12 protein-coding genes are annotated in these 13667 nt (G+C 31.2%); 11 read left to right on the top strand and 1 reads right to left on the bottom strand.

Annotated features, from left to right (window positions below; genetic code table 11):
• The 8 genes from RMN92_RS06460 to RMN92_RS06425 form a co-directional block, all read left to right on the top strand.
• A partial coding sequence (locus RMN92_RS06460; protein ID WP_309608647.1) for a D-alanine--D-alanine ligase occupies positions 1-930 on the top strand: 930 nt, incomplete at its 5' end.
• A 27-nt stretch (positions 931-957) separates the two neighbouring features.
• On the top strand, positions 958-1650 hold the full coding sequence (locus RMN92_RS06455; protein WP_309608646.1) for a YetF domain-containing protein: 693 nt from the start codon (positions 958-960) through the stop codon (positions 1648-1650).
• Positions 1651-1687: 37 nt separating this feature from the next.
• Positions 1688-2302: a zinc-ribbon domain-containing protein gene (locus RMN92_RS06450; protein ID WP_309608645.1), complete on the top strand. Its 615-nt coding sequence runs from the start codon at positions 1688-1690 to the stop codon at positions 2300-2302.
• Positions 2302-2760 carry a pantetheine-phosphate adenylyltransferase gene (gene coaD / locus RMN92_RS06445; protein WP_309608644.1) on the top strand — a complete coding sequence of 153 codons (459 nt, stop codon included), beginning with the start codon at positions 2302-2304 and terminating at the stop codon, positions 2758-2760. The genes RMN92_RS06450 and coaD overlap by 1 nt, the downstream gene beginning before the upstream one ends.
• A gap of 79 nt (positions 2761-2839) precedes the next feature.
• The gene (locus tag RMN92_RS06440; RefSeq protein WP_309608643.1) at positions 2840-5272 is read left to right on the top strand and encodes a YfhO family protein; all 2433 of its coding nucleotides are present in this window, start codon (positions 2840-2842) and stop codon (positions 5270-5272) included.
• A 58-nt stretch (positions 5273-5330) separates the two neighbouring features.
• On the top strand, positions 5331-5498 hold the full coding sequence (locus RMN92_RS06435) for a hypothetical protein (RefSeq protein ID WP_309608642.1): 168 nt from the start codon (positions 5331-5333) through the stop codon (positions 5496-5498).
• The gene (locus RMN92_RS06430; protein WP_309608641.1) at positions 5495-5959 is read left to right on the top strand and encodes a nucleotidyltransferase; all 465 of its coding nucleotides are present in this window, start codon (positions 5495-5497) and stop codon (positions 5957-5959) included. Before RMN92_RS06435 ends, RMN92_RS06430 begins: the two co-directional genes overlap by 4 nt.
• A 68-nt stretch (positions 5960-6027) precedes the next feature.
• Positions 6028-7308, top strand: a complete 1281-nt coding sequence (locus tag RMN92_RS06425) for a glycosyltransferase family 4 protein (RefSeq protein WP_395076065.1) — start codon at positions 6028-6030, stop codon at positions 7306-7308.
• A gap of 201 nt (positions 7309-7509) precedes the next feature.
• On the opposite strand, the gene RMN92_RS06420 is transcribed toward RMN92_RS06425, so the two are convergent.
• On the bottom strand, positions 7510-8172 hold the full coding sequence (locus RMN92_RS06420; protein WP_309608640.1) for a hypothetical protein: 663 nt from the start codon (positions 8170-8172) through the stop codon (positions 7510-7512).
• A 222-nt stretch (positions 8173-8394) separates the two neighbouring features.
• On the opposite strand from RMN92_RS06420, the gene RMN92_RS06415 reads away from it, so the two are divergent.
• The 3 genes from RMN92_RS06415 to RMN92_RS06405 all read left to right on the top strand — a co-directional run bounded on the left by RMN92_RS06415 (position 8395) and on the right by RMN92_RS06405 (position 13414).
• On the top strand, positions 8395-9576 hold the full coding sequence (locus RMN92_RS06415; protein WP_309608639.1) for a M28 family peptidase: 1182 nt from the start codon (positions 8395-8397) through the stop codon (positions 9574-9576).
• A 217-nt stretch (positions 9577-9793) separates the two neighbouring features.
• Complete coding sequence (locus tag RMN92_RS06410; RefSeq protein WP_309608638.1) at positions 9794-12451, top strand: gliding motility-associated C-terminal domain-containing protein; 2658 nt, start codon at positions 9794-9796, stop codon at positions 12449-12451.
• A gap of 27 nt (positions 12452-12478) precedes the next feature.
• Positions 12479-13414, top strand: a complete 936-nt coding sequence (locus RMN92_RS06405) for a type IX secretion system membrane protein PorP/SprF (protein WP_309608637.1) — start codon at positions 12479-12481, stop codon at positions 13412-13414.
• Positions 13415-13667: the final 253 nt, after the last annotated feature.

The raw sequence follows: 13667 nt of genomic DNA, 5'->3' as shown, positions 1-13667 counted from the left end.
AGCGGTCAGTTAATTTTAAACAATTTGAACCAATCAAAATATACTATTTTTGAAGTTCATATTTTACCAAATGATTGGTCTGTAGTAATAAACAATGAAAAATATCCTATAAACAAGGCCGATTTTTCTTTTACTAAAGATGGTGTTCAAACCATATTTGATGTAGCCATAAACACCGTTCATGGAACGCCTGGGGAAGATGGACATTTACAATCTTATTGGGAATTGATGGATATTCCGTACACAGGTTGCAACTTTTACCAATCTGCCTTGACGTTTAATAAACGGGATACATTATCCGTTTTATCAAAATTTAATATTCCAAAGGCAAAATCTATTTATTTGTCAAATACTGATACTATCGATGGAAATGATATTGTTGCAACACTAGGTTTGCCTTTTTTTGTAAAACCAAATCAATCGGGCAGTTCTCTTGGTGTTTCCAAAGTGAATCATTTATCCGAACTTCAAAAAGCTTTTGATTTTGCTTTCGCTGAAGACAAAGATATATTGATAGAATCTGCGCTTTTAGGAACAGAAATTTCTGTTGGGGTTTTCAAATTTAATGGTGAAACAATTGTTTTAGGAATTACTGAAATAGTTTCAGGAAATGATTTTTTTGATTATGAAGCCAAATATTTAGGCAAATCGAACGAAATTACACCTGCAAGAATTTCTATAGAAGAAGAAAAATTGGTTAATGAAACTGCCAAAAAAATATACGATTCTCTTGGAATGTCTGGTTTTTCTCGTACTGATTTTATCATTATGGATGGTATTCCACATTTCATTGAAATAAATACCAATCCAGGATTATCACCACAAAGTATTTTTCCTCAACAAGCTGCATTTGCAAAACTGAATATGAGTGAAATGTTAGACAATGAAATTAAATTGGCTTTGGAAAGAAAAGCAATTTGGCAGAAATAGTTTTTTATTTCAATTTAAATAAAAATTATGAAAGAAATTTTTGAATGGAACCGACTATTATTTAATGACTTACCAGTAAATTTTCTTTTTGAAGTTGTTTTTAGGTCTATCATTATGTTTACGGTTTTATTGCTTACATTAAAATTAGCTGGAAAACGCGGCGTAAAACAACTCTCTATATTCGAAACTGTTATTATTATTGCATTGGGTTCTGCAGCTGGCGACCCAATGTTTTACCATGATGTAGGTATTATTCCAGCCATCATTGTTTTTATAGTTATCATTCTTTTATACCGATTGGTAACTTGGCTAACAGGAAAAAGCAAAAATTTTGAAGAATTTATTGAAGGAAAAACTGAATGTATAATTGACGATGGGAAATTTTCTGTAGAAACCTTTAAAAAAGAAAGTTTGGCACAAGATGAATTTTTTACAGAATTAAGAATAAAATCTGTGGAACATTTGGGTCAAATAAAAAATGCTTATATGGAAACTAGTGGCGAAATTAGTATTTTTTATTATCCTGACAGTGAGGTAAAATATGGATTGCCAATTACCCCAGCATTATTCAATTTAAAAAATAAAGAAATCCTAGAAAATGGTGTTTACTCCTGTACATTTTGTGGGAATATTGAGAATCAAAAATCAGGAGTTGCAACATGTTCACTTTGTCATAAGAAAGAATGGGTTCCTGCTATAAAAACATTGAGAATAGCATAAAAATTTTATTTATTTCAAAAAACTAAAACTAAAGCTTATGATTTTTTACGGAACAAATTCTTCAAAGTTAAAAGATGGTAGAATATCGAACACTACTTGTCCAAATTGTGAAACAAATTCAAAAATGGATTATACCATATTTGGAAAATATTTCTACATTTATTGGATTCCAATTTTTCCTATTGGAAGAGTGAATATAGTAGAATGCAATCATTGCAAAGCTACTTATGATATAAAAAATTTAGATCAGAATATTAAAACTATTTTTCAAAAGGAGCAGGAAAGAAATCCAACAAAAACACCTATTAAGTTATTTAGCGGATTAATTATTGGTGCCATAATAACTGTTGCCATAATTGGTTTTGGAATAAAAGCTGATAATGACTCTTTAGAATTTGCTAAAAATCCAAAAGTTGGCGATGTTTTTTGTGAAGTAACTTTAAGAGGATGGTATTCATCTGCTAAAGTTGTTAAAGTTACTAAAGATTCAATATTTGCATTAGAAAATAATATGGAAACCGACCAAAAATCTAGTGTTGACGAAATTGCTTCAAAAGAGGAAAATTATACTTTGTCTTGGCCTATGACTAAAAAAGAATATTTAGAATTTGCCACAAAAGCTGATACAATTTATAAAATTGATAGAAAGTAATGAGAAAAGCAGTATTCCCTGGTTCATTTGATCCTATAACTTTAGGTCATTATGATATTATTAAAAGAAGTATTCCCCTTTTTGATGAAATAGTAATTGCGATAGGTATAAATGCCGAAAAGAAGTATATGTTTTCCTTGGAAGAACGAAAAAGATTTATTGAAGAAGCTTTTGCAGATGAACCTTCTATTTCTGTAATTACCTATGAAGGATTGACTATTGATTTGTGCAAAAAACTAAAAGCCAATTTTATACTTCGCGGGCTTCGCAATCCCGCAGATTTTGAATTTGAAAAAGCCATAGCGCACACGAATCGTAGGTTATCAAAAATTGAAACCGTTTTTTTATTAACTGCCGCAAAAACTTCCTATATAAGTTCAAGTATTGTTCGCGATGTGATAAGAAATGGTGGAGAATATGAAATGCTTGTTCCAGATTCGGTGAGAGTAAAAGTATAAATTTTCATTCTAAATATCTAAAGGCTGAAATCCAAAAAATATGTATCTTCACGCCTTTATTTGATACAATTTTTATTTTATGAAGAAGTTACAAAAGTTTCTGCCACACATGTTAGCCATTCTTGGTTTTATATTGGTTTCTGTTATTTATTTTTATCCAATTTTACAAGGAAAAAAAATATTGCAATCAGATATTGTTCAATATACTGCCATGGCAAAAGAACAAAATGATTTTCGGGCAGAAACCAACACCGAACCTTACTGGACAAATAGTGCTTTTGGTGGTATGCCAACATATCAACTGGGCGCAAAATATCCACACAATTACATTAAAAAAATTGATGAATTAATTCGGTTTTTGCCACGCCCAGCAGATTACATGTTTCTTTATTTTATTGGTTTTTATATTTTACTTTTGGTTTTAAAAGTCAATCCGCTGAAAGCTTTTTTTGGCGCTATTGCGTTTGGGTTTTCTACCTATCTTATCATCATTATTGGCGTTGGACACAATGCCAAAGCACATGCTATCGGTTATATGCCTTTAATATTGGCAGGAGTTTTATTGGTTTTTCAACAAAGAAAATACATTATTGGAGGTCTTCTCACCACGATAGCTGTAGCATTAGAAATAAATGCCAATCACTTTCAAATGACCTATTATTTACTGATTTTGTTATTGATTATGACAATTTATTTTGTCTATGAAGCATTTAAAAATAAAGAAAGCAAATCTTTATTAGCTAGTTTGGGAACATTAGCAATTGCAGGAATACTTGCGATCGGAGCCAATGCCACAACTTTATTAGCAACTTCGGAATATGCCAAAGAGAGTACTCGAGGAAAAAGCGATTTAACTTACAGTCCCGACGGTTCAAAAAGTACCGATACCTCATTAATGACTTATGAATATATTACACAATATAGTTATGGCATTGCAGAAAGCTTCAATTTAATTTCGCCAAGAATTTTTGGTGGAACAATGAGCGAAAATGTTGGCACCAATTCTGCCGTTTATGAATACGCAATTACACAGAATGTTCCAGCAGACCAAGCCAAAGAAATTGTAAAAACTGCTCCAACTTATTGGGGAGGGCAATATAGTGTTGCAGCTCCAGCATACATTGGTGCAGTTGTATTTTTCTTGGCGGTATTGGCTCTTTTTTGCGATAACAGAAAAATAAAATATGTGTTTTTAGCAGGAGCTTTGACTTCTTTATTCCTTTCTTGGGGGAAAAACTTTCCAATGTTAACCAATTTTTTCATTGATTTTGTTCCATTGTACAATAAGTTTAGAGCGGTTTCATCTATACAAGTTATTCTTGAATTGTGCATGCCAATTCTCGCCATTATGGGTTTTCAATCATTTTTTGATTTAGAAAGTAAAGAAAAATGGTTGAATTTATGGAAATCCGCAGCGATTAGTTTGGGCATTTTGGCTTTATTGTTAATATTTAAAGGAGCTTTTAGTTTTGGTTCTGAAAGCGATGACTACTTAATTCAATCTTACGGACCAGAATTTCTAGAAGCCATAAAAACCGATAGAAAAACCATGTATGTAAACGATTTGTTAAGATCTATGGCGTTTATCATCTTTGCTGCAATAGCTTTTTGGCTTTCTATTAAAAATACAATCTCTAAAAACGTTGCTGTCATTTTAATTGGAATTTTAATGATTTCAGATTTGTTTTTTATAGGTAAAACTTACTTAAATGCTTCAAATTTTGAAAATGCACAACAAGTAAATGAGCCATTCCAAGAAAACTCTTTCGATACTGCCATACTAGAAGACAAATCTTATTACAGGGTTTTTGAAGTATCTACCAATGCGTTAAGTGATCCAAGAGCTTCCTATTTTCATAAATCAATTGGAGGTTACAGCGCAGTAAAACCGATACGCATGCAACAATTATTTGACTACCAAATTGCTGAAAACAATATGGAGGTCATTAATATGTTGAATGTGAAATATTTGATTCAAACGAATGAAAAGCAAGAGCAAATTACAATCAAAAACACACAAGCTAACGGAAACGCTTGGTTTGTAAAAGAGCTCAAAACTGTAAATTCTGCCGATGCAGAAATGAAAGCATTGAATAAATTTGATTCGAAAAATGTGGCTTTTGTAAACTCAAAAGATTTTCCAAATGTTCAGAAAAATTCGTTTGTGAAAGACTCAAGTTCTACGATTAATTTAACGAAATATGCACCAAACAATCTAAAATATATTTCCAATAATGCGAATAAAGGTTTTGTTGTTTTTTCTGAAATGTATTATAAAAATGGTTGGAATGCCTATATCGATGGAAAACTTCAAGAACACATAAGAGTAAATTATGCTTTGCGAGCGTTGTCAATTCCAGCTGGAAAACACAATATTGAGTTTAAGTTTGAGCCGCAAGTTGTACAAACTGGTAGTATTATTTCTTTGGTAAGCTTCATTTTGATTGTATTATTATTTTTTGGTGCGATTTATTATGAAAATAAAAAGAAATTGGATTCGGAAAATATTTAATTTATCAGGATTTAATAAATAACCAATTTGTAAATTTGTTTAACTAAAATTCCAAAAAATGCCAGTTGCCAAATTAAATAATGCAAATCCTGAAATTTTGGAAGCGCAGCGAATAGCTGAAATAAAATCATTGACGCATTTACAAAGACTGGAGCGTTTAATGGCGATTTTGGAAATTTCGTATATGCTAAAATGCGCTAAAAAAATAAAGCCAAAATCTGAATGAACCAGCAAATATTAGATATCTGGAAATATTTTTTTCAATATAATGTTCGTTACATAACTATTGGCGGTTTTGCTGTGAATATATACGGCTACAATAGAAGTACTGGCGATATTGATATTTACCTAGAGGATACAAAAGAAAATCGTATAAATTTGCGAAATGCATTTGTTGAAATTGGATTAGGAGATATTGAAACTATAGAAACTATGCAGTTTATTCCAGGTTGGACAGATTTTACATTAAGTTATGGTTTACGGTTAGATATTATGACAAATGTAAAAGGCTTGGAAAACAAAACTTTTGATGATTTGTTAAACTCAGCCACTGTGGTTATGATAGATGAAATACCGGTTAAGTTTATTGATTATAAAAATCTAATTATAGCTAAAAAAGCAGCTAATAGACCTAAAGATATTTTAGATATCGAAGAATTAAACAAGTTAAATAATTCTGAGAAATAAATTGAAAATCATATTTATCGCGCCAATTGGTGAAATAAAGTTGTCGGTTTATTTTTTGTAAAATCTACATGAAAAAAGTTTTAATCATATCTTATTATTGGCCGCCAGCAGGAGGTCCTGGTGTACAACGCTGGTTAAAATTTGTCAAATATTTACCAGATTTTGATATTCAACCGATAGTTTATATTCCAGAAAATCCAACTTATCCAATTATTGATGAAGATTTGCTTAATGATTTACCTAAAAATGCAACATTTTTAAAGCAAAAAATAACCGAGCCTTACGGTTGGGCTTCCATTTTTTCTAAAAAAAATACCAAAGGAATAAGTTCTGGAATAATTCCAAATCAGAAAAAACAAAGTCTGTTGCAAAAGGCTATGCTTTGGATTCGTGGTAATATTTTTATTCCAGATGCCAGAATTTTATGGGTGAAACCCTCGGTAAGTTATTTGTCAAAATATATTCAGGAAAACAATATTGATACCATAATAACTACTGGTCCACCACACAGTTTACATTTAATCGGTTTAAAACTCAAAGCAAAATTAAATGTAAAATGGATTGCGGATTTTCGGGATCCATGGACAACAATAGGTTATCATAAAGCTTTAAAATTATCAGCTTTTGCTGAAAGAAAGCATAAAAAACTGGAACACCATGTTTTAAATTCCGCCGATACTATTATTGTAACCAGTCCTACAACTAAAGCTGAATTCCAAAGAATAACTTCGAAACCCATTGAAGTGATTACCAATGGTTATGATGTTGAAAATGTAGCAAAAGTAATTCTTGATGAAAAATTCACTTTGGCGCATATTGGTTCTTTTTTGTCGGATAGAAACCCAACAATTTTATGGGAAGTTTTAAAGGAATTAAATACTGACGTTGTGGGTTTTAGTCAAAATTTTGAATTGAAATTAATAGGCAAAGTCAGTCAAGAAATTATAAATTCAATTTCTGAATACAATTTATACGAATTCACAAATGTTTTGGGCTATGTTTCGCACATTGAAGCTATTGAACATCAACGAAAATCACAAGTTTTATTGCTCATTGAAATAGATTCTGTAGAAACCAAAAGTATTATTCCTGGGAAGTTATTTGAATATATGGTTTCTGGTAGACCTATAATTGGTATTGGTCCCAAAGGTTCCGACTTTGAATCTATAATTTCTGAAACCAATACTGGTATTTTTTGTAATTATACGGAAAAAGAAAAGCTGAAACTTAAAATCTTGGACTATTATAATTTGTATTTACATCAAGATTTAAAAGCAAATGCTATTGGGTTGGAAAAATATGCTAGAAGAAATTTGACTCAAAAATTGGCTGAAATTATTTTGAAATAGAATGTTTATTGATGTTTAGTGCTTCCCAAATAGCCCTGATAGAAGGGAAAAACGTTTTTTGCGATTTTTCTTCGCTAAAAACTTTTGGAATGATAGCAGGAAATAGCTCCAAAAAAAAACTCCACTAACATTGCTGAAAGTGGAGTTTAAATAAACAAACCAATTTAACCAAATTTTATATGTAACCAGCATATAAACTCTTTATCTCTTTGTTCTGACACTGTCTTCTTGTTTTTCTGAACCAGAATTGTCATCATTTTTTATTTTAGATTTTGTACCGTCTTGTTTGTAATAATAGTAATCATCTTGGTCTTGATTTTCATTATTATGATCATAATTGTTATGATTCCAATTGGCATTTGAGTATTGATAACCAGAACGATATCCTTTTACAGAACCAAACATATCAATTATTTCTCCTCTCCTGTTGTATTTAATTCGCAAACCCCCAACTTGAGCAAGTGCAAAATTGTTGTACTTCATATAAACAGTTCCAATCCTGTTTACCCTATCGTTAAAATCGTAGTTGATGAAAGTATTTCCAATTCTACGAACCCTACCGAAACTATCGTGCTCAATTCGAACTCCATAATTAATTGGGTTTCTTTTTTCTACGACCAAACCTCTTTTTCCAGCAGTTTTATAATAATAATCATTTCCTTGAGAATCGTCTGGTCTGGTGTTGAAATCAAATTCACCATTTGGGAATATAAAAAATTCTATTCCGCGCTCGTTAAAAGAAATTGGCTCATCAAAATCGAATCTTGAATTTGTTGTGTTATCAGAAAAAACAGGGTTTTCTGACGCATTTGCCATACTTCCTACCAGGAAGATGCTGGCTACTAATAGTGTAATTTTTTTCATGATAATATAATTTAATGTATTGCTTACTCTTACGATTTTCAGCTTCCTCGAACAAATTATTTTACTTGTTGTTAGGTTATATTCAATTTGCGTGCCAAAGTTTAAAATAATATACTTTTTTAGACAATTAATTATATAAATTATTGATAATCAAAATATTGATTAAAATTGGTATTTTTAAGATAATTCATATATTTGCAAGAATAAACTACAACATACCAAATGAAAACTTATAAAATTATTTTTTTAATCATTGCAATTTTTACATTAAATTTTGCAACAGCTCAAAGTTACATTCCCGCTTATGCAAATATTGTCAATCAAACATCTCAAACAAACATTACAACCAATCTTACTGAGTATGAAGCTTTAGGTGTAAAAAGAAAAGGAACACCAGCACTACAAAACACATTGAATTGGTTAAAAAATAAGTATTTGAGTTACGGATACACCAATTCACAAATGGTTGAGGATACTTACTCTTATTCTGGATTTACCTGCAAAAATTTAACTTTAAATAAAGTTGGTACAGTTTATCCGAACATTTACGTTATAATTTGTGGACACTACGATTCGATTTCAGGAACTGGTACAAATGATAACGGAAGCGGCTTGGTTTCTATTTTAGAAATGGCAAGATTGTTAAAAAATGTTCCTACCGAATATTCTATAAAATTTGTAAATTTTTCTGGCGAAGAAGATGGATTGAAAGGAAGTCAAGCTTATGTAAGCAATATAGTCAATGCTACTACTCCAAAATTAAACATTAAGTTGGTATTTAATTTGGACGAAGTTGGCGGTGTAGCTGGCATGGTTAACAATACAATTACATGTGAAAGAGATACAGCTTCTCCAACCACAAATAATGCTGCTTCAAATACATTTACCAATCAAATGATAACATGTGTTCGACTTTACACGTCTCTAAATACTTTTTTATCATATGCTTATGCATCTGATTATATGTCATTTCAAAGTAACAATGAAATAATAACTGGAATGTTTGAAACTAATGAAACAACACACAAACATACGCCAACTGACTTTTTAGTAAATATGGATCCGGTTTATAACTATAATGTAGCCAAAGCCGCAACTGGTTCTGCCTTGCATTTTGCAGTAGCCAGCACCGCCTTGTCTAATGATGAATTCAATTCAGACTATCAAGTTAGTTTTTTTCCAAATCCAACTAGTGAATTTTTAAATATTAATTTAGGAACTTTAAATGATAACTATTATGAAATTTCTTTAATAGACATAAATGGAAAAGTAGCAGTTGAAAAAAGCATTATTAATCCTGATCAAATTGAAAAAATAAATGTAGGATTGCTAGAAAAAGGCATGTATTTAGTAGTTTTGAAAACCAAAAATAAAAAAATTACTAAAAAAATAGTAATAAATTGATTTTATATTATTTCTGAATTTATAAAAATGTAATATTCTGATTTTCATTATATTAATTTTTTCTCCTCACTAATTTTCTATTTAACAGTTGTTAATAAATTCTTATAAGTTATTAACAATTTGTTTATAATAATTTTACAAAAAAATAAAATAATTCCATTTTTTTTTGTATAAACGAATTATATAATTACTTTTAACCCAAAATTAATAGTATTATATGACGAAAAATATACATTTCTTATTTAAAACCAGAATTACTAGTTTTATTTTTGTTCTATTATTATCATTTTATTCAACCAATAATATAGCACAATGTGCAGGGCAAGACAACTCTTACATTGTTTGCGATATTCCAAATGCCAGCAGTCAATCCATTAACCTATTTTCTTTATTATTAGGCACTCCAGTTCCTGGTGGAACTTGGAACGATGATGATTTGTCTGGTGGTTTAAACACAACAACTGGAATTTTGAATGCACAAGTTATCATTCAAAGCGGTATATACAATTATACTTATACTGTAACTGGAGTTCCAGGTTGCACTGATTTTCAATCAACAGTTACTGTAACAGTAGGTGGTTACTCGGGCGCGCCAACAAACTTTGCAACTGTATGTAGCAGTACGGGTAGCTATAATCTTTTTCAAGTCTTTAACTCCAGTTCCGCGTTATTGCCACAATCATTCGGCACTTGGTTTAATGTTACTACTAATACACCAGTCAACAGCAACAATATAAATGCAACAGCTTTGGGAGTTGGCACCTATCAATTTAGATATACGATAGCAGCTATTGGAACTTGTGTTCAGCAAGTATCAAATGCCACAGTAACCATAATTCGCGCTCCTGAATCTGGAGCACCAACTAATTTATTGTTGTGCGATTCTGATAATTTGTCTTTCCCTACAAATTTTGATTTAAATAATTTGTTAATAGGTGAAGATGCGGGAGGAAAATGGGTAGAAATTAGTGGAACTACAGAAATAACGACTACATCCGACCATAATGTTAATATACAAAACATTTACAATACTTTTGGAGTTGGAAGTTATAGCTTTATTTATACAGTAAATGGAAATTCTCCATGCGACCCGAAAAGTTCGACCGTAAGAATTATTATTGAAAGACGTTTGGATTTTACAGGTTCAACTTTTATTGTAAATTCTGATATTTGTGAAAATCAAATTGCAACAGCAACTTATTCTGCTACTATTACGCAAGGTGTGCAACCTATTCCAAATGGACAATATAACATAACTTATCAAGTATCGGGACCAAACGGTTCTACAAATACAATTATTGCAAGCTTTAATAGTGGGATTTGCAATTTTTCAATACCTCAAACATTTTTTCAACAAGTGGGAAGCTATAATGTAACTATTACAAACGTATCTAGCGTAAGCAGTCAAGGTGCTTGTACAAACATTATAAACATTCCAACAGATGTTCTTAACGTTACCGAAAAACCAAATATTGATAATGCAACTTTAGTGATTGATCCTATTTGTCAAAACCAGTCAGCGGTTGTTGAAATGTCGAATATGGCAAATTTACCTGATGGCAATTATCAAATAACTTACAATTTATCAGGAAGCAATACTGTTGGTTCTCAAACTATTGTTATAGCTGTAGTTGGTGGTCTTTCAAATTTTAGTATTCCTTCCAATTTAATTCCAAATGCAGGAAATACAAATATATCAATTACAAATATTATAAATTTAACAACTGGTTGTTTAAATACTGTTAGTAATACAAAAGTATTTGTAGTAAAACCAATTCCAAATGTAACTACATTGGTAGTTTCAGCAAACGATGTTTGTCAAAATCAACCAGTTTCTGTAACAATTTCAGGTTTGGGTACATTAACGAATGTAATTATCGATTATAATTTAACTGGAGCAAATACTACAACAACACAAACTATTTCATTGGTTGCAGTTGGTGGAAGTTCGAATTTTACAATCCCACAAGCACAATTACCAAATTTGGGTCTGACCAATATTTCAATATCATATATAACGAATTCGGGAAATTCTTGTGGCGCACCAGTCTCAAACTTGTCTGATGGTTTTAGAATCAATCCAATTCCAGTGGCGCCAACAGCAAGTAATCGTAGTTTTTGTAAAAATAATAATGCTACGGTTGCTAATTTATTACCTTCTGGATCTCAATATAGTTGGTACAATTCTGCGACAAGCACTACACCATTATCAAATACTACTACATTGGTTTCAGGAAATTATTATGTATCTGAAACCAATCCAACAACTGGCTGTACTTCCACTAGAACCATGATTTCAGTGGTAATAAATGAGGTGCAAACGCCTACCTTGAATGCAAACGGACAAAATTTTTGCGGACTAGACAAACCTACTTTGCAACAATTAAGCAATAATACAAATGCAAATACTACTTTAGTTTGGTTTGATGCTGCCGCAAATGGAAATCAATTACCAAACACAACATTGCTCCAAGAAGGAGAAACCTATTATGGTTTCGATTTTTCAAACACCACCAATTGTTTTTCTACAAATGGTTTGGCAGTAACGATTTCGTTGACCAATTGTATTAATGCTGTGACGCAATATGACTTTTTCATACCTGATGGATTTTCACCCAATGGTGATGGTGTAAATGATACTTTTACAATTCCGAAAATTAAATTTTTATTTCCAAACTACAGTTTAGAAATATACAACCGATATGGAAATTTAATGTTTAAAGGCGACATCAATACGCCGCAATGGGACGGAAAAAGTACTGAATCCATTAATTTGATTGACGGAATTGCACCAAACGGCGTTTACTTTTATGTTATCAACTTCAATAAAGACAACAAGTCTCCGCAACAAGGTCGTCTTTACTTAAACCGATAATATTCTTTATTACTTAAAAAAAATCAAATGAAAAAAATAATACTAACAGTAAGTTTTTTCTTTTCTATACTTCATCTTTCAGCACAACAAGATCCTGAGTACACACAATATATGTATAATATGAGTGTTGTAAATCCGGCGTATGCGACAGGTACGCAATCTATATTAAATCTTGGATCGTTGTACAGAACGCAATGGGTTGGCGCGGTTGGAAGTCCAAAAACAATCACTTTATTTGCACATTTACCACTTCAGAAAAAGGTTGAGGTCGGATTTTCATTAATTTCTGATGATATTGGCGACGGTGCAAAAAAAGAAAATAATTTCTATGCTGACTTTGCTTATGTATTAAAATTTGAAGGCAAACACAGACTTTCACTAGGTTTAAAAGCAGGCGTAACATCATTGCAAACCAATTTCAACGGATTCCGTTTCGAAAGTGGGAACTCACAAACCGATTTGGCTTTTGCTCAAAACATAAACGCAACAAAACCAAATGTAGGTGTTGGAGCTTATTATTTTACCAATAATTATTATGTGGGTTTATCGGCACCCAACTTACTGGCTTCAAAACATATTGTAGAAAAATCTGGATTAAATGCTTTGGGATCAGAAAATATTCATGCTTTTCTAACGGCAGGTTACGTTTTTAAATTGACAGATTCATTTAAATTTAAGCCCGCATTTATGACAAAATTTGTACCAGGAGCTCCATTAAGCGCAGATATTACAGCAAATGTTTTGTATAATGATCGCTTTGAATTGGGTGCAGCATACAGATATGATGATGCCGTGAGCGGATTATTGAATATTAATGTGACTCAAAATATAAAAGTAGGATATGCCTATGACTATACTTTATCCAATTTGGGACAATTCAATTCTGGATCGCATGAAATTTTTGTGTTGTTTAATTTTGATTTATTAGGCAAAGGATACGACAAATCACCAAGGTTCTTTTAATGTAATAATCATTATTTTTAAGTTACAAATGCAAATAGAAAAATTTCCTTTATGTACTAATTTTTGATAGTATAAAGGCTGTTTAAAAAAATATTTCTCACCTATGAAAAAATTACTACTTATATTATTCGTATTTTCAATACAATTTATAAATGCACAAGAGGCAGAAATTGCTCGTGCAAAACGTTATTTTGACAAAACATATTATAGCGAAGCCATTCCATTGTATGAAGATATTGTGGTTGAAAATACT

The sequence above is a fragment of the Flavobacterium sp. genome, assembly GCF_031363805.1.
In the GTDB taxonomy this organism is placed as follows: domain Bacteria; phylum Bacteroidota; class Bacteroidia; order Flavobacteriales; family Flavobacteriaceae; genus Flavobacterium.
The sequence above is the reverse complement of the archived record's forward strand: the minus strand, read 5'-3'. Positions and strand labels throughout refer to the sequence as shown.